This window comes from Brevibacterium pigmentatum (genome assembly GCF_011617465.1).
GTDB classification, from domain to species: Bacteria; Actinomycetota; Actinomycetes; order Actinomycetales; family Brevibacteriaceae; genus Brevibacterium; species Brevibacterium pigmentatum.
Genome location: NZ_CP050153.1, coordinates 622,994 through 640,468 on the forward strand (window position 1 = coordinate 622,994; position 17,475 = coordinate 640,468).

General features: G+C 64.4%; 14 protein-coding genes and 1 pseudogene. 12 read left to right on the top strand and 3 right to left on the bottom strand.

Annotated features, from left to right (window positions below; all coding sequences use genetic code 11):
- Positions 1-10: 10 nt before the first annotated feature.
- From GUY30_RS02720 to GUY30_RS02745, 6 genes and pseudogenes are all read left to right on the top strand, one after another.
- Complete coding sequence (locus tag GUY30_RS02720; RefSeq protein ID WP_167193895.1) at positions 11-937, top strand: ABC transporter ATP-binding protein; 927 nt, start codon at positions 11-13, stop codon at positions 935-937.
- Complete coding sequence (locus GUY30_RS02725; RefSeq protein ID WP_167193898.1) at positions 934-3,471, top strand: ABC transporter permease; 2,538 nt, start codon at positions 934-936, stop codon at positions 3,469-3,471. The genes GUY30_RS02720 and GUY30_RS02725 overlap by 4 nt, the downstream gene beginning before the upstream one ends.
- A 161-nt stretch (positions 3,472-3,632) precedes the next feature.
- Positions 3,633-4,920: pseudogene (locus GUY30_RS02730) on the top strand (adenylosuccinate synthase).
- A gap of 182 nt (positions 4,921-5,102) precedes the next feature.
- The gene (locus tag GUY30_RS02735) at positions 5,103-6,140 is read left to right on the top strand and encodes a Bug family tripartite tricarboxylate transporter substrate binding protein (RefSeq protein ID WP_167193900.1); all 1,038 of its coding nucleotides are present in this window, start codon (positions 5,103-5,105) and stop codon (positions 6,138-6,140) included.
- A gap of 77 nt (positions 6,141-6,217) precedes the next feature.
- Complete coding sequence (locus tag GUY30_RS02740) at positions 6,218-6,691, top strand: tripartite tricarboxylate transporter TctB family protein (protein WP_167193902.1); 474 nt, start codon at positions 6,218-6,220, stop codon at positions 6,689-6,691.
- The gene (locus GUY30_RS02745; protein WP_167193904.1) at positions 6,688-8,199 is read left to right on the top strand and encodes a tripartite tricarboxylate transporter permease; all 1,512 of its coding nucleotides are present in this window, start codon (positions 6,688-6,690) and stop codon (positions 8,197-8,199) included. The genes GUY30_RS02740 and GUY30_RS02745 overlap by 4 nt, the downstream gene beginning before the upstream one ends.
- 20 nt (positions 8,200-8,219) lie before the next feature.
- Here GUY30_RS02745 and GUY30_RS02750 read toward each other — a convergent pair whose 3' ends face one another.
- Complete coding sequence (locus GUY30_RS02750) at positions 8,220-8,498, bottom strand: hypothetical protein (RefSeq protein WP_167193906.1); 279 nt, start codon at positions 8,496-8,498, stop codon at positions 8,220-8,222.
- A gap of 169 nt (positions 8,499-8,667) precedes the next feature.
- Between GUY30_RS02750 and GUY30_RS02755 the strand changes: the two genes are divergently transcribed.
- The 4 genes from GUY30_RS02755 (at position 8,668) to GUY30_RS02770 (ending at position 11,843) form a co-directional block, all read left to right on the top strand.
- Positions 8,668-9,507, top strand: coding sequence for an urea carboxylase-associated family protein (locus tag GUY30_RS02755; protein WP_167193908.1), 840 nt, complete (start codon positions 8,668-8,670; stop codon positions 9,505-9,507).
- A gap of 27 nt (positions 9,508-9,534) precedes the next feature.
- The gene (locus GUY30_RS02760) at positions 9,535-10,449 is read left to right on the top strand and encodes an arylamine N-acetyltransferase family protein (protein ID WP_167193910.1); all 915 of its coding nucleotides are present in this window, start codon (positions 9,535-9,537) and stop codon (positions 10,447-10,449) included.
- A 54-nt stretch (positions 10,450-10,503) separates the two neighbouring features.
- Positions 10,504-11,355: a helix-turn-helix domain-containing protein gene (locus GUY30_RS02765; protein ID WP_167193912.1), complete on the top strand. Its 852-nt coding sequence runs from the start codon at positions 10,504-10,506 to the stop codon at positions 11,353-11,355.
- An 80-nt stretch (positions 11,356-11,435) separates the two neighbouring features.
- On the top strand, positions 11,436-11,843 hold the full coding sequence (locus GUY30_RS02770; RefSeq protein WP_139906958.1) for a VOC family protein: 408 nt from the start codon (positions 11,436-11,438) through the stop codon (positions 11,841-11,843).
- 31 nt (positions 11,844-11,874) lie between these two features.
- Here the strand turns inward: GUY30_RS02770 and GUY30_RS02775 are convergent, their stop codons facing one another.
- Positions 11,875-13,035: a GAF domain-containing protein gene (locus tag GUY30_RS02775; RefSeq protein WP_167193914.1), complete on the bottom strand. Its 1,161-nt coding sequence runs from the start codon at positions 13,033-13,035 to the stop codon at positions 11,875-11,877.
- Positions 13,036-13,189: 154 nt separating this feature from the next.
- Here GUY30_RS02775 and GUY30_RS02780 point away from each other — a divergent pair, with 154 nt between their 5' ends.
- Positions 13,190-15,010: a flavin-containing monooxygenase gene (locus GUY30_RS02780; RefSeq protein ID WP_167193916.1), complete on the top strand. Its 1,821-nt coding sequence runs from the start codon at positions 13,190-13,192 to the stop codon at positions 15,008-15,010.
- Positions 15,011-15,184: 174 nt separating this feature from the next.
- On the opposite strand, the gene GUY30_RS02785 is transcribed toward GUY30_RS02780, so the two are convergent.
- Entirely contained in the window at positions 15,185-15,706 is a 522-nt protein-coding gene (locus tag GUY30_RS02785) for a TetR/AcrR family transcriptional regulator (RefSeq protein ID WP_167193918.1), read from the bottom strand.
- A gap of 189 nt (positions 15,707-15,895) precedes the next feature.
- Between GUY30_RS02785 and GUY30_RS02790 the strand changes: the two genes are divergently transcribed.
- Positions 15,896-17,434, top strand: a complete 1,539-nt coding sequence (locus GUY30_RS02790; protein ID WP_167193920.1) for an MFS transporter — start codon at positions 15,896-15,898, stop codon at positions 17,432-17,434.
- Positions 17,435-17,475 lie beyond the last annotated feature (41 nt).

A 17,475-nucleotide genomic window follows, 5' to 3' on the forward strand; every position in this document is an offset into this window, starting at 1 on the left:
AGCTGGAGGTATGAACACATCAGCGACATACACCGATGCCCATCCGTCCCAGACTCCGCCTCCGAACCGAGCACAGGACCCGACCCCTGGTCAGGGTTCGAATCCCGCACCGAGGCTGGCCATCCAAGCCATCGGACTGCGCAAGACCTACGGTAGAGGGGACGCGCAGGTCAGGCCGCTCGACGACCTCAGCCTCGACATCGAAGCCGAACGCTTCACCGCCATCATGGGACCGTCCGGCTCGGGCAAATCGACGCTGCTCAACATGCTCGCCGGCCTCGACACCCCGGACTCGGGAGAGGTCTTCATCGGGCGCACGGCGATCTCACGGCTGAACGACCGCAAGCTCACGGCGCTGCGCCGCGACCGCATCGGCTTCGTCTTCCAGTCCTTCAACCTCGTGCCCGCGATGAGTGCCGAAGAGAACATCCTGCTGCCCTCCCAGCTGTCGGGGCAGAAGACCGACCGCCGCATCTTCGACCGCATGGTCGACCTGCTCGGTCTGCGCGAGCGCCTGGGGCACCGGCCGCACGAGCTCTCCGGCGGACAGCAGCAGAGAGTCGCCGTCGCTCGCGCACTCGTCGCCCAGCCCGACGTGCTCGTCGCCGACGAGCCCACCGGCAACCTCGACTCGAACTCCGGTGAAGAGGTCCTGAACATCCTGCGCGCCTCGGTCGATGAACTCGGTCAGACCGTCGTCATGGTCACCCACGATCCGCGGGCTGCGGCTCGCGCCGACCGTGTCGTCCTGCTCGCCGACGGACGACTGGCCGGTGAGCTCGCCCAACCGGACCCGGAATCCGTGGCCACCGCCCTGATGAATGTCACGGCAGCCTCGGCAGCTTCGGGAGCCGCACCCGCTGGCCAGTCGGCCGGGTCTCCAGCTGGCCACGGGGCTGCAGCCGCAACCGCGCCGACGGACGGAGGTGCCCGATGATCCGCATCGCCTGGTCCAACCTCCGCAGCGCCTCCGGGCGTCTGAGTGCGGCGATGATCGCGATCGCCGTCTCAGTGGCCTTCATCGTCGCGGCCCTCCTGTTCTCCCAGGCCTTCGGCGACACCCTGCGCAACCAGGTCCAAGCCGAATGGGCCGGTGCCGACGTCGCGGTCACCGCGGACGAACCCGACGATCCGGCCGCTGCAGCCGATGAGGTCTCACCGCTCACCGATTCCATGCGTCAGACGGTGGCCGACGTCGAAGGGGTCGAGTCCGCCCAGCTCACCCAGTCCGCGTTCGTCGCCGTCGAGGCCGGGTCCACCTCGGTGACGGGGACGGCCACGAACCTCCCACAGGGACAGGTCGACACCGTGGACGGCTCCGTCCCGGACTCGGATGACGAACTCATGCTCCGCGAAGCCGATGCGAAGACCCTTGGGGCCGGCGTCGGTGACACCATCACCCTCGGCGAATTCGACGGGCCGGGGCATTCCGCCGCCGACGGCCCGAGCTACACCGTCTCGGGCATCATGCCCGGCTCCTCCTCGGCGGGGATGAATCTCTACCTCACCGACGACGGGCTGGCCTCGGCTCCGGGTGAGCTCATGGCCGACTCCATCCGAGTCGTCGCCGACGACGGAGGCGATCGCGCAGGGCTCGCCGAGGCGGTCGAATCCGCTCTCGCCGATGCCGGTGCCGGAAAGGGCGTCTCAGTTCGGACCGTCGACCAGGTCGTCGAGGAGCAGATCGAGTCGCTGTCGAACACCTCGGACATGCTCTCGACTGTCGGCATCGCCTTCGGCCTGCTGGCCGCGGGGGTCGCGGCACTCGTCATCTCGAACACGTTCAACGTCCTCGTCGCCTCCCGCACAAGAGTCCTCGCGCTCTTCCGCGCAATCGGAGCCTCACGCAGCCAGGTGCGCGGGGCCGCGGTGGTGGAGAGCCTCAGCCTCGGGGTCGTCGGCTCCGTGCTCGGCGTCGGCCTCGGTCTCCTCATCGGATGGGGGCTCTCAACCGTGGTCCGTGCGTTCTGGATGCCGGAATTCGCTCAGATGTCACCGTCCGTCTCGGCGTTCGTCGTCGGGCCCGTCGTCGGCATCCTCGTCACCCTCGGTGCAGGGTTGATCCCCGCGATCCGGGCCTCCCGGGTGTCCCCGATCGAGGCACTCCGACCGGTCGATGTGCCTGCGGCTGCCCCGCGCATCCGGTGGGTGCGACTGAGCCTGTCGCTTGTGCTCGGCATCGGCGGAATCGCGCTGTGCCTGCTCGGGACCACGAGCCAGTCCGTGCTGTTCGGCATCGTCGGCTGCTTCGCGCTCTTCGTCGCTCTCCTCGTCGGTGCGAAGGTCTTCGTGCCGCCATTGGTGGCGCTGTTCGCCGCCGCAGTCGGCCTCCTCACCCGGCGCTCGCCGGCGGTGAAGCTGGCCGGACGGTCGGCGAGCACAGCGGGAGGACGCACCGCCTCGACGACGGGTGCCCTGCTCATCGGAATCACCCTCGTCACGGCCGTGGTCGTCGGTTCCTCGAGCCTGCAGCGAACCCTCGAACTCGCCACTGCCGAGGACACCCCGGTCGACCTCGTGGTCTCCACGGCAGGGCAGGACGGTGCCGACGATGAGAAGATCGCCTCCGTGCTCGATGATTCGCCGATCGTCGAGGAACGCGAGAACGTTCCGGCGCCCACCGCCTCGGTGAGCGTCGACGGGACCGGCGAGTCCGGTGATGTGGCGATCACCAGCGCCGAGGCAGCCGCCGACTCCCCGGTCCTGCGCAGCGACGGCTACGACGTCGATGAGGGCACGATCCTCCTCGACCCGATAACGGTGGGACTCGACGAGGAGGATTCTGATGTCGACGGCCAGAGCGCGACCGTCCGCCTCGGCGATGAGAATCTCGATCTGACGATCGAGACCTCCTACGCCGTCCCCGCGGGGACGGCCCTGGTCAGCGGTGCCGACGCGAAGACCCTCGAGGGGTCCGGCGGCAGTGCGGCCGAACAGACGTGGGCGAAGATCGCCGATGATGCATCGAGCTCGCAGATCGAGGCCCTGACCTCCGAACTCGACGCCGTCGGTGCCTCAGCCGATGCGACTGCGGCACAATATCGGGCAGATTTCGCCTCGATATTCCAAGTCGCTCTGAGCGTGGTGCTCGGACTGCTGGCGGCCGCGGTGGTCATCGCCGTGATCGGAGTGAGCAACACACTCACGCTCTCGGTCATCGAACGACGCCGAGAGGGTGCCCTGCTGCGGGCGCTGGGATTCACCCGAGCTGCGATGTCGCGGATGATCACGATCGAATCGCTGCTCATGACGGTCATCGCACTCATCGTCGGAGCCGGGGTCGGGACGTTCTTCGGCTGGGTCGGAACGGCATCGATCATGCCTGCCTCGACGAATCCGGTGCTGTCCGTGCCGTGGGCGCAGATCGGACTGATCGGCGTCGCCGCAGTGCTCGCCGCCGTTCTCGCCTCGGCGATACCGGCGAGGTCGATGTCGCGGATCGCCCCGGCCAAGGGGATGAGCATGGAGTGAGGCCGGGGGCGGGTCTCGGTGCGGCCGCGGGTGGGAGCTTCGGGTCTCCTGCCCGCGGCCGCCTCGGTGAGGGAATGCTCCCGATGGCGGCTGCGTCAGTGTGACCCAGTAGACTTAGCGAGTAATGACATCCCCTTTTCACTTCGAGGTGAAGCACTCTCATGCCAGCAATCGTTGTCGTCGGCGCTCAGTGGGGCGACGAAGGTAAAGGTAAGACCACCGACATCCTCGGCACCAGCGTCGACTACGTGGTCAAGCCCAATGGGTGGGAACAACGCCGGCCACACGGTTGTCGTCGGAGGAGAGAAATACGAACTCAAGCTCTTGCCGGCGGGCATCCTCTCACCTAACGTCACCCCGGTCATCGGCAACGGCGTCGTCGTCAACCTCGAGGCGCTCTTCGAGGAGATCGACGCCCTCGAATCCCGCGGCGCTGACACGTCGAAGCTGCGGATCTCCGCGAACGCCCACCTCGTGGCTCCCTACCACCAGACCCTGGACAAGGTGACCGAGCGATTCCTCGGCAAGCGGGCCATCGGCACCACCGGCCGCGGCATCGGACCGGCCTACATGGACAAGATCGGGCGCTTGGGCATCCGAGTCCAGGACGTCTTCGACGAGTCCATCCTGCGTCAGAAGATCGAAGGATCGCTGCGGCAGAAGAACGAACTGCTCGTCAAGGTCTACAACCGTCGGGCCGTGTCGGTCGAGGAGATCGTCGAATACTTCGAACCCTTCATCGAGCGACTGCGCCCCTATGTCGCCGAGACCGAGCTCATGCTCAACGAGGCGCTCGACCGCGGTGAGGTCGTCGTCATGGAGGGTGGTCAGGCGACCATGCTCGACGTCGACCACGGCACGTACCCGTTCGTCACCTCGTCGAACCCGACCGCCGGCGGATCCTGTGTGGGCACCGGCATCGGCCCGACCCGAATCAACCGCGTCGTCGGCATCGTCAAGGCGTACACGACCCGTGTGGGCGCCGGACCGTTCCCGACCGAGCTCTTCGATGAGATGGGCGAATACCTGCAGAAGGCCGGTGGAGAATTCGGTGTCAACACCGGACGTCCTCGCCGCTGCGGCTGGTACGACGCGGTCATCGCCCGCTACGCCGCGCGCACCAACGGCTTCACCGACTATGTGCTGACCAAGCTCGACGTGCTCACCGGCATCGACCGAATCCCCGTGTGCGTGGCCTACGAAGTCGATGGCGAGCGTCATGACGAGATGCCGGTGTCGCAGACCGAGTTCCACCATGCGAAGCCGATCTTCGAGTACTTCGACGGCTGGACCGAGGACATCACGAAGGCTCGGACCTTCGACGATCTGCCGGAGAACGCGCAGAAGTACGTGCTCGCACTCGAGGAGCTCTCGGGTTGCCGGATGTCGGTCATCGGCGTCGGCCCCGATCGCGAACAGTCGATCGTGCGTCACGACCTCCTGGACTGAGCGGGTTCCCGGGAGCGTCCCGGATCGAATCAACGGCCGAAGGGCGGAACCGACAGTGCGTCGGTTCCGCCCTTCGGCGTCTGCCCGCTCAGTGGGAACGCCGGGCAAAGCACTCAGGCTGCTTGTCTCATTCTCGCAGGATTCGTTGAGGGCTGAAGTCGTTCAGAGGTAACGTGCCGGTCATGCTCCACTTCGGATTCCCAACGGCGAGAAGATCCACAAAGAGACGAACTCTTCTGCGCGCAGCCGCCGCGTCTGCGGGTTTAGCGCTCGCCGCGTCCACGACGGCATGCATGCCTGACATCCACAGAAACGATGGCTTCCCTCCTCCGCGGGTCACGGCAATCGCCGCAGGATCACCTGGCGGCGGCCTCGATCTGACGACCCGCATCACGAACGACGGTTTCGAAGCCGCGGGAATCGACACCTTCATGTCGATCGAGAACATGGGAGGCGGCGGAGGCAACCCAGCTCGTGCGGCCGTTCTTCAACGGGAGAACGACGGAACATCGGTCGTCTTCGAATCCAACCGCATCTTCCTCTCAAATATCACCGGAACGACCGACATGTCCCTGGATGACTTCACGCCGTTGGCTCAGCTGACAACGGACTATGAAGTGTGGATCGTGAACTCCGGGTCGAAGTACGACTCCGCGGAGAAAGTGCTCGACGACCTCAAGGAGGACGCGGGTTCGGTCAACTTCGGAATCGGCACCGTTCCCAGCGACGACCAGCTCAACGTCCTTCGTCCTGCCAGCGAATACGGAGTCGAGGATCTGTCCAAGCTCAATCTCGTCGCGTTCTCCGATGGCGGCGACCTCAACAACGAACTGTTGGGCGGCCGCATCGATGTGGCATCGACGGGGATGTCAGAAGCGATGGAACTCGTCGACAGCGGTGACGTCGAAATCATCGCAGTCTCAGCCCCGGAACCGGTCGATTCGGCACCAGGCGCTCCGACATGGCACGACCTCGGAATGGACATCACGATCAACCACTGGAGGGGAGTCTTCGGTCCAAAGGATATGCCTGAGGAATCGGTCGACTGGTGGCGTGAATCATTGAAGAAAGCCGTGGAGACTGATGAGTTCGAAAAGCAGGCAGAGGCACTTGGGATCAACCCCGAATACGTCGCCGGTGACGAATGGCTCGACACAGTGATTCGCCCCGAACAAGAAGAATCGACCGAAGTGCTGGAGAAAGTGGGGTTGGTGAAATGAGCGCGGAGACAGACTCTGCTGCAACTCGACCGGCCGACGAACGACACCACGAATCTGGAAGTCGGACCACCTCGGCGATGGTTTCGAGCATTGTGCTCGGCTTCCTCGCGATCTTCTACCTCATCAATGCCTTTCTTCTGCCGGATGCAGCCGGAGAAGATGGAATCGGTCCGAAGACGTTCCCCCTGGTCGTTGGAATCGTCCTGTTCGGCACAACCGTTCTCGGCATCATCGCGATACTGCGCGGAAGTGTCGACGTCAGGCCGGTCGAGGGGCAGGAGTTTCTGCGCGTCATCTGGTGTGTCTTCCTCTTCGGACTGTATGCGGCCTCGATCTTCCTCATCGGCTTCGTCGAAGCCTCAGCCATCTTCTCGATGTTGGTCTCAATGACGGTGTTCGGAATTCGCCTCAGCGTGGGACGAGCCGTTGGACTCTTCCTCATCAACATTGTGATTGCGATGGTTCTCTTCCTCGTGTTCGACATCTGGCTCAATGTGCTTCTGCCTGTCGGCTGGCTGGAGTACCTGGTATTCGGAGGTCTGCAGCTGTGAGCACTATCAACGATCTCCTCTCGGCTCTTGGCGGTATCGCGGCATCACCGACTCTGCTGCTGGTCGTCTTGGGCGGAGTCGTCCTCGGAACCATCGCCGGTCTGCTGCCCGGCATCGGTCCGTCGACTGCCATTGCGCTCCTCCTTCCGGTCGCGATCACGGTTCCGGCCGAGATATCGCTTCCACTCATGGTCTCGTTGTATCTCGGTGCAGAATACGGCGGGAGGATCTCAGCGATCCTGCTGAACATCCCAGGTGACCCTGGCGCCATCATGACCACACTCGACGGCCACCCGATGGCATTGAAAGGCAAGGCGGCCACCGCGCTTTCCATCTCTGCTCTCGCATCATTCGTCGGCAGTGTGCTCGCGTTCCTTGGACTGGCTTTCATTGCCGGGCCGATGTCGGAACTCGGACTTGCGTTCGGACCCGGCGCCTATTTCGCGGTCGTCGTCATGGCGCTGGTGCTCAGTGCCACCCTCGTCGGTTCTGCACCGATGCTGGGGCTGACAGCAGTCGCCATCGGAGTGGCTGTTTCGACCGTCGGCATCGAACTTCAGTCCGGGCTTGCTCGCTTCACCTTCGGCAGCTTCACCCTCTTGGAGGGAATCGACTCGATCGTCGCGATCATCGGCGTCTTCGGCGTCGGTGAGATCTTGGCCAGCACCACGATGGGCAAGGACTCCCAGGTGATGTCGAAGTTGTCGGGACGATTTCTTCCGACAAAGTCCGACCTCAAGCAGGGGACCCTCCCCAGCCTGCGAGGATCGGTCATTGGATTCGTCGCCGGAGTGCTCCCAGGCGCAGGAACGACGATCGCCGCCTTCTTCTCCTATGGGCTGGAAAAGCGACTCGCACCGGCGTCGGCAGGCATGGGCAAGGGCGCTGTCCGTGGACTGGTCGCGCCGGAGTCCGCGAACAACGCTGCGGTGTCGGGGTCGATGGTGCCTCTGCTGACTTTGGGTATCCCGGGATCAGGCACGACAGCAGTGCTGCTCGCCTATCTGATGATGTATGGGCTCAACCCCGGGCCCGGTTTCTTCGATGCGAACCCAGAACTCGGGTGGACGATCATCGGGGCACTGCTATTCAGCGCGATCCTCGGCGTCGTCATCAACATCGGCGCGTCCCCGTTGCTCGCGAAGATCCTGGCCATTCCGATGCCGTTCATGGCCCCGGTCATTCTCATCCTCGCACTCATCTCCTGTTACAGCATCCATAATTCGGTGACCGATGTGTACATTGCACTGGCATTCGGCGTACTCGGGTATGTGATGCGGCTGGTCGGAATGGCGCCGGCACTCCTGGTCATCGGTCTCGTGCTGGGCGAGATGCTCGAGCGCAACCTGCAACAGGCTCTGGGACTGACCGGTGGAGACTTCTGGGCGATCATCACTGACCCGCTGGCCATGGTGTTCCTCATCATCGCGGTGTTGGCTCTTGTTTCGGTGCTGCCGTGGAAGCGGATGACCGGGAAGAAGAGTACTGATAAGAAAGTCGATATCTGAAGCGTTTAACCCCAGTGGTTCTACTTCCGCAATCTGCTGATGGACTCGATGGCGCCGTCGTAGGCGGCGGCGATGTCGACGAGGTCGATCCGGTCCGGCAAGTCCCCGGAGGACTGATGGCTGAGGAGGAATTCCACGGTCGCGCGGACCGAGGCTTCGTCATTGCCCAAGACTCCGTCCGAGACCTCTTCGGCATCGTCGAACATCAGAACGATCTCGTCGGTTCCCGTCGCCGTGTGGATTCGGGCCAGGAACTCGCCCGTGTCCTGCATCTCGACGTCGATCTTTTCGCCAGCCATTTCGACCTCCCACTGCTCGGTCCACGCGGTTCGGTTCATCCGACGGCGCGGCCCAATCGACTGCGTCCATTCCTGCTCTTCAGCATAGACCTGACTTGCGACCCCTTGGGCAGATGTGCGGAAGCTGGCATCGTTGCAGGCAACACAGCTACGGAGGAGGATACGTCCAATGACTCAGCGCCGTCTGCAAGAGGCTGCTTACCAGGGCCCCGCGCTCGAGCTCGACAGAGGCTTCTATTCACTGATCGGTGAAGACACCAAATCTCGGGACATCGTCGACGAGTTCACCATTCCCATCCGTTCCGGGCAGGCGTGGGACGTCCCCGCCGGCCATGTCTGCCGCATCTCCACAGTCGACGGTCCGCAGGTCGGCGACCTCAACCTGTGGAATCGCCACGACCCCAGGGAGCGATTCTGGGCGGCGCGGACCCGTCAGCTGCAGGCCGCCCACGTTTCCACCTTCGACCGCCTGTGGTCGACTCTGCCGTTTCTGCGGCCGATGGCCACAATCGTCGGAGACACACTGTCCGATTACGGCACCGATCCGGAAGGCGGTCGGGTGCACGACACCTTGGGCACCCGATGCGACCCATACGTCTCGCAGATGTTGAGCGGCGTGAACTTCGACTACCACTGCCATTCGAACCTCGTCCGTGCGATCCTGCCGTACGGCCTCACCGAATTCGACGTCCACGATGTGCTCAACGTCTTCCAATGCACAGGACTGAACGACAACGACGAATACTTCATGAAGACCTGCCCTGCACGACAAGGCGACCACTTCGAGTTCTTCGCCGAGCAGGACCTGCTTGCGGCCCTGTCCACCTGCCCCGGCGGAGATCTCTCCGCACCGATGTTCGGGGACGGTGCCGCAGACCCGGTGGAGAACTGCCATCCTTTGAAGGTCACGGTCTATCGAATCGCCGAGGACCTCCTCGGCGATTGGACCGAACCGACTTCGCCGAACTATCGAGGAGCCCACGGGCTCCGACCTCAACCGTGGGCGTGAGCACGCGCCCAGAACGGAGGGCCCGCAATGGCACCGTCATCTCTCATAGCCCGGTATGCTGATCGGCTCGGACTCGATAGCTCGGAGGACGGATTGCGACGTCGGGCGCACGGGACGACCGACGAAATAATCGACCTCATCGATGAGCTGCTGGCCGCCCACGTCCGGTCGATATGCTTCGAAAACCTCGACGTCATCGCAGCACGCGCGGCAGGTGAGTCGCGGAGCATTCCCACTGACCTCGACTCACTGTGGGCGAAGCTCTTGGACGCAGGCCGCGGCGGCTACTGCCACGAGCACGCAACACTCATCCGTGCCGTGCTCCGAGAGCTCGGGCTGAGTGCGCATCCGGTCCTCGCTCGCGTCCACCTCGGCGATGGGAGGACCGCGCCGGGAGGGCTGACGCATCAGGCGACGATCGTCGATCTCGGCGGTCGACGGTTCCTCGTCGATCCTGGGTTCGGCGGTGGGACACCGCAGGCTGCGCTCGCCCTCGATGCTGAGTCGAAACCGCGCAAGACCGAGTACGGAGAGCACAGACTGGTTCCGGCGGACACAGCGTTGGAGCCTCCAATGCGAGCGGAAGCCGAATGGGCGCTGCAGTCCCGGACCAATGCTGACCAGTCCTTCCGCACTGCCTATGCTTTCGCGGACGTCCCGCGAGAACAAGCCGACCTCGAGGTGTCGAACTGGTTCACCGCGACGAAGCCAGGCACGCGCTTCACCGGCGCACCTGTGGTGGCCAGGACGCTCGGCAACGGCGGCAAGGTGTCGCTCGAGGGCCGCCAGCTGCACCGCGTGCGACCCGGTGGCGAGCCCGAACGCCTCGAGCGGACGGTGACCGATGCTGCTGACTTCGCAGTAGTTCTCCGCGAGGAGTTCGGTCTTAACCTCGACCGGACTTTCACCGACCCGATCTGGGGCATCGTCGAACAACAATGACCTGACTGGCCGCTCGCTCCTGTTCGCTCGGCCGCACGGGTCTACACTGGCGCCATGTCCGCGTCGCGCACTGACGAGCTGATCCGCCGGCCTCACCCGAGACTGCGACCGTTCGTGGGCGATTACGCCGGCTATGACATCTCCGGCGTCCCCGCGGGGACGCATCTCGGGTTGCCCTCGGGCACGTTGACCTTCATCGTCTCGATCGACGAACCATTGTGCCAGGTCGATGCGGCCACCGGCAGTCGCGAACATTTCGATGTGCTGCTAGCCGGCCTCCACCTGCGCTCGACGCTCATCGCTCACTCCGGCGCGATGTCCGGAATCCAGATCAACTTCAATCCGTCGGCTCCCCGCGCGTTCTTCGGAATCCCCGCCGCCGAGTTCGCCCATCACAGCGTCGATGTCGCTCGGATCTCCCGGCCGCTGGCCGCGGAACTGCACGAGCGGGTCAACCTCGAGACCGAATGGTCCGCCCGCTTCGCCGCCATCGACGACGTGCTCATGCGCACGATCGATGATGCGAATCGTCCCCGCGCCGAGGTGACCGCCGCCTGGCATCGGATCACTGACAGTCACGGCGGTCTGCCCGTCTCCCTCATCGCCGACGACGTCGGATGGAGCCGACGCCATCTGGGCAGTCAGTTCCGGTCCGAATACGGGATCGGGCCGAAGGATGCCGCACGAATCGTCCGCTTCGATCGAGCGCGGCGACTCATCCCCGCCGGTCGGGGCAGTTTGGCGGAGATCGCTGTGAGCTGCGGTTATGCCGATCAAGCGCACCTCAACCGGGACTTCCGGGATTTCGTCGGTCTCAGCCCGAGCCATTGGCTGGCCGCCGATGACGTGGCCCGGTCACGGACGGTGGGAACAGATTCGGCGGGGGTCGCCTCGGCGATGGGATGAACTGTTCCCATTTGTCCAAGACGTGGAGGGAGGTGCTCCGCGACGATGGAGTTCTATCTTCGACGAACTCAGGAGTGAACATGTCCGAGAATCATGCCAACGTCTGGCCCACCTTCCGCTACCGCGATGCCAAAGCTGCGATCGCATTTCTGCAGGAGGCGCTCGGCTTCGAAATCATCGCCGAGTACACGAACGCCGACGATCCGAACCGCGTCGATCACGCCGAATTGGCCTGGCCAGAGGGCGGGGGAGTGATGCTCGGGTCCGTCCGCGATGACGGCGGGGTCATGACGAAGACCGGAGTAGCCTCGGGGTCGGTGTATCTGGCCTCCGGCAACGTCCGCGAACTCCACGCGCGTGCGCTCGCCGCCGGTGCCACCGAGGTCATGGGACTGACCGAACAGGACTACGGGTCGCTCGACTTCGCCATCCAAGACCCCGAGGGTGTGCTGTGGTCGGTGGGGAGCTACCGTGGGGCGGACAGGTGACGGCTGTGCCCGGCTCACGCCGTTCAGAGAGTCATTCCACCCGCGCGTCGACGCCGTCGGCCCACCGGTACGGTCGGGTGGCGAGCAGAGCCCCGACCGAGCGGCGCAGACGAGACACCTCGGCGCGGACGGTGACCACATGGTCGCCGTCCCCGTAGAGGCGCTGGCTGAGGTCGGCGGCACTGATGCCGGCAGACCCCGCCGAGGTGACCGCCGCCAGAATCTGCGCCCGCCGTGGCGTGAGCGGAACGACCAAAGGATCGGTGCCGGAATGGATATCGAGAACGGGCGGATCCTGCCTCATCCGCAGGGTCACCGAGGCACGACGCTCGCCGGTGGGCCGCAGCAGCCACCCGCCCGTGATCTTCTCCGGCAGACATAGGCCCGCACCGGGGATGAGGATCGAACGGTCGGCGGCCGGTGCCTCGATGCGGTCGCGGCTGCGCACTCCCTGCTGATAAGCCACCCATCCGGCATCGTCGACGACGAGGGCCGGGCCGGACGTGCCGGCGAGCATGGCCGACATCCGATCGCGCAGAGTGTTGAGTGCCTCCTGCTGAGCGATCATCAGCCGGGCTTCGGCCAGGCGCACCGCCGTCGTCACCAAGGACTGCACAGCCGGGTGAAGCGTCATCGCCGGACCGCTGATATCGACGACTCCCAACAGGGTCCCGTCATGCGGGTCGTGCACGGGCACGGCACTGCAGTACCAGGGATGCTGAGACGCTTCGAAGTGCTCGGCGGAGAAGAGCTGGACGGGTGCCTCCTCGGTCAGCGCCGTGCCGATGGCATTCGTGCCGACCTTGGCTTCGGACCAATGCGCTCCATCGACGAATCCGAGCTCATCGGCTTGGCGCCTCGCGGACGCCGCACCATCACGCCACAGAATGACGCCGTCGGCATCGGTGACGACGAGGATGAATGGAGCCGCATCCGGAGCCCGTAGCAGCACCGACCGCATCTCCTCGACGACCAAGCGCAGCCGCGAATTCCTTCTCCGAGTCTCCAACTCAGTCTCATCGGCGACGACCCGGGCATTCGCGCCATCCGGGTCCAGCCCCAAGCGCAGCATTCGATCCCACGAGCGCCTGACCAGCGCGCGCGGTTGCACCGGGGGAGACGCCCCGGTGATCACAGCATCGTGAATGCGTGTCAGATCCCTGGCGAGATGCGCCAGATCCGGCTGAAGCATGCCTTGAGTATAAGACGGGAACGAGCCCCTGACCATGGGGTCGAAGCGTCTGTGAGAATCCCGCCTCGGCGCGAGCCATGCAATTCGATGCAACTCTTCCGAGCCGTGAGCGTCCGTCCTAGCTTGGAGTCACTGAACTCAACGAGGAGGAAAGATGACAACGACGCTCGACCGTCCCCAGCTGACTGCCGATGACATCGCAATGAGGTGGCTGCAGGACTTTGAATCGGCCCTGAGCCGCCGGGATATTCCGGCCGCCGCCGGACTGTTCGCCACGGACAGCTATTGGAGAGACCTTGTGTCCTTCACTTGGAATCTCAAGACGGTGGAGAATCCCGATGGGGTCACCGACCTGCTCACCCATAACCTCGACCGCGTCTCGCCGGAGGAGTTCGAACTCAGCGAGCCGGCGGCAACTGCCGACGGAGTGACCGAAGCCTGGTTCACATTCGCCACCTCGGTGGGGCTCGGCAAAGGGCTCGTCCGCCTCATCGACGAAGACGGCACCAAGGCCTGGACCATGCTCACCTCGCTGCAGGAGATCGCCGGACATGAGGAGCCCCGCGGCACTCGCCGGGTCAAAGGCGCCGAACACGGCGTCGACCCCGAACGGAAGAGCTGGTCGGAGAAGCTCGCCGAGGAGGACGACGCCTGGGGCAAGACCGCCGATCCCTACATCCTCGTCGTCGGCGGCGGGCAGGGTGGGATCGCCCTCGGCGCTCGCCTCCGCCAACTCGGGGTGCCCTCGCTGGTCATCGATCGGTGGGAACGTCCAGGTGACCAGTGGCGGTCGCGGTACAAGTCGCTGTGCCTGCACGATCCGGTCTGGTACGACCACCTGCCGTATCTGAAGTTCCCCGACAACTGGCCGGTGTTCGCGCCGAAGGACAAGATCGCGGACTGGCTGGAGTTCTACACGAAGGTCATGGAGATTCCGTACTGGTCATCGACCACAGCCGCCTCGGCTAAATATGACGAAGCAGCCGGCCGGTGGACGGTCGAGGTCGACCGGAACGGGGAGAAGATCACTCTGCACCCGACCCATCTGGTGATGGCCACGGGTATGTCGGGCAAGCCGAACATCCCCACCTTCCCCGGCTCGGACATCTTCAAGGGCGAGCAGCAGCACTCCTCGCAGCACCCGGGCCCCGACGCCTACGCTGGCAAGAAGGTCGTCGTCATCGGCAGCAACAACTCGGCGTTCGACATCTGCGGCGCCCTGTATGAGAACGGCGCCGACGTCACGATGGTGCAGCGCTCGAGCACGCACATCGTCAAGAGCGACTCGCTCGTGGAGATCGCGATGGGCGACCTGTACTCCGAACGTGCGCTGGCCAATGGTGTGACGACGGAGAAGGCGGATCTCATCTTCGCGTCACTGCCGTACCGGATCATGCACGAGTTCCAGATCCCGCTCTACGACCAGATCAAGGAAGCGGACAAGGACTTCTACCAGCGGATGGAGGATGCCGGGTTCGACCTCGACTTCGGTGACGATGAGTCCGGGCTGTTCCTCAAGTACCTGCGTCGAGGGTCGGGATATTACATCGACGTCGGATCCGCCGAGCTTGTCGCCGACGGGAAGGTGAAACTGTCCAAGGGACAGGTCGACCACCTCACCGAGGATGCCGTCGTCCTTTCCGACGGAACCGAACTGCCGGCCGACCTCGTCGTCTACGCCACCGGCTACGGTTCGATGAACGGGTGGGTCGCCGACCTCGTCGACCAGGAGACCGCGGACAAGGTCGGCAAGTGCTGGGGCCTGGGGTCGGAGACGACGAAGGACCCGGGCCCGTGGGAGGGCGAACAGCGCAATATGTGGAAGCCCACCCAGCAGGAGAACCTGTGGTTCATGGGCGGCAACTTGCACCAGGCCCGCCACTACTCGCTCTACCTGGCGCTCCAGCTCAAAGCTCGCCACGAAGGCATCGAGACTCCGGTGTATGGGCTGCAGGAGGTTCATCACCTGAGCTGACTCAAGAGTCGGCGCGGTGTGGAGCTGATCGAATCCACGTGGATCCACGCTGGCCGGTGAATTGCTGCCCATAGGTGGGCGAAATGGTCACGTTCTATTGCGCAGAACGTGACCATTTCTCCCGCCTAGTGCGTGTGCTGGGCGTCTGCCGGGGAAGCAACAGCGGCAGGCGTTCTAGAGCCCCAGGCGCGTGAGCACACGCTTCACATGATCTAGGGCCTCGTCCTGCGAGAGCCCGAAGTTCTGATTGAAGTACATTCCGTCACCGATGAGCTGAATCGTCATCGCCAGATCAGCATCGCCGAGGTGGTCGTTGAGCAGGTTGAACCACGCTTCTCGGGTCTTCCGCAGAGCCGCCTTGGCGTCCTCATTCTCGAGTGCGAGACAGCCGGCAGCGATGAGGCTGCGGTCCAGGGGTGTGCCGACCTCGGCGGAGGTCTCGAGGTAGTAGTAGTGGAGGCGCTCGCCGGCGGCCTTCATCTCTTCGATGTCTTCGTCGACCAGCTGGTCGAGTCGTTCCAAGCTCCCCTTGATGAGCTCGGCCTTCGACCCGAAATGGTAGAGCAGACCGCCCTTGGAGACCCCGGCCTTCGCCGCTACTGCGTCGAGAGTCGCACCGGCAGTGCCGTGTTCGTCGAGGAGCGTATCGAAGGCGTCGAGCAGCTTCTCCCTGGTTGCGGTCGGATTGCGTGCCATAGCCACGAGCCTAGTCCATGGCTGTACTTACGAGACGGACGTGTGCCTGGTGTTCTGCCAGCTGGGCATGCATGAGACCGCTCGGATTTCTCGCGCGGACGGGCCTGTAACTGCGCAGTACCTGAGCATCTCGGTTGCAGCACGCCAACCGCTTTTCAACTGTACCGTCCAGACGGTACAGTTGATGCCATGACGACGACACTGACTCCACAGCTGCGTGCCGGCCGGCGCGAATGGGCCGGACTCGCGGTGCTCATGATCCCCGTGCTGCTGATCTCGATCGACAACACGGTCCTCGGCTTCGCGATCCCGGCAATCAGCACCGGCCTGCATCCGACGGGCACGCAGCTGCTGTGGATCGTCGACATCTACGCGCTCATGCTCGCGGGTCTGCTGGTGGCCATGGGCAGTCTTGGCGATCGGGTCGGACGTCGCAGACTGCTCATCATCGGATCTGCCGGATTCGGTGCGGCGTCACTGTTCGCGGCGTTCTCCACCACGGCCGAGATGCTCATCCTCGCCCGTGCCCTGCTGGGCATCTTCGGCGCCACCCTCATGCCCTCGACGCTGTCGCTTATCCGCAATATCTTCGACCATGACAAGGACCGTCGCATCGCGATCGCCACCTGGGCTGCGATGTTCTCCGGTGGTGCCGCTTTGGGGCCGATCCTCGGCGGTTTTCTGCTCGAGCACTTCCACTGGAGCTCGGTCTTCTTCATCAACCTGCCGCTCATCGCGCTCTTCATCCCGGCGGCCGCCATTCTGCTGCCCGAATCGCGCGACCCGAACCCGGGTCGCTTCGACCCGTTCTCCATCATCCTGTCGATGCTCGCCCTCGCACCGCTCGTCTTCGCCATCAAACACAGCCTGGCTTCGGGTGCGGACTTCCTCTTCTGGCTGAGCCTTTCGGTGGCGATCGTCGCTGGAGCCAGCTTCGTGCTCCGCCAGCTCGCCACACCGAACCCGATGCTCGACGTCCGCCTGTTCGCGAACTCGGTGTTCACCTCGGCGGTGGTGTCGAACCTGCTGAGCGTCATGGGACTGGCTGGGTTCCTCTACTTCGGCACCCAGCTGCTCCAGCTCGTGCTCGGACTCTCTCCGATCGACGCCGCCCTTGTGCTCATCCCGGGTCTGATCACCTCGGTTGCGGCCGGCTACCTCGCTGTGCCGCTCATCTCCCGCTTCGAACCGCGCGTCATCGTTCCCTGCGCGCTCGCGCTCAACGCCGTCGGCATGGGCATCATCGCCTTCACCTCCGAGCACTCCGTGGTGGGAATGCTGTTGGCGTTCCTCATCCTCGGCATCGGGCTCGGCACCGCCGAGGTCATCACGAACGACCTCATCCTCGCCGCGGTCCCCGCTCGCAAGGCCGGAGCCGCCTCGGCGATTTCGGAAACCGCCTACGAGTTCGGTTCCGTTATGGGCACGACCGCCCTCGGCGGGCTCTCGACCTTCATGTACGGCTCCGCGCTGCAGTCGGCGATCGGGGACAAAGCGGACAACGCTCAGTTCGATACGCTCGGCTCCGCCCTCGAGTACGCGTCCGGTCTGAGCGCAGCGGCAGGTGAGCGAATCACCGAGGCGGCTGTGAACGCTTTCGACTTCGGCGTGCAGTGGGCGGCCGGTGCGGCCGTCGTCCTCGTTGTCATCGCCGCCGTGCTCACCAGCATCGGCCTCAAAGGGGCTGGGCGACTCCTGTCGGGAGCCAGCGCCAGTTCCGACCGCTGATCCGACCGGTGATGACAACAGGGCTGTTGGCGCGGTGTCCG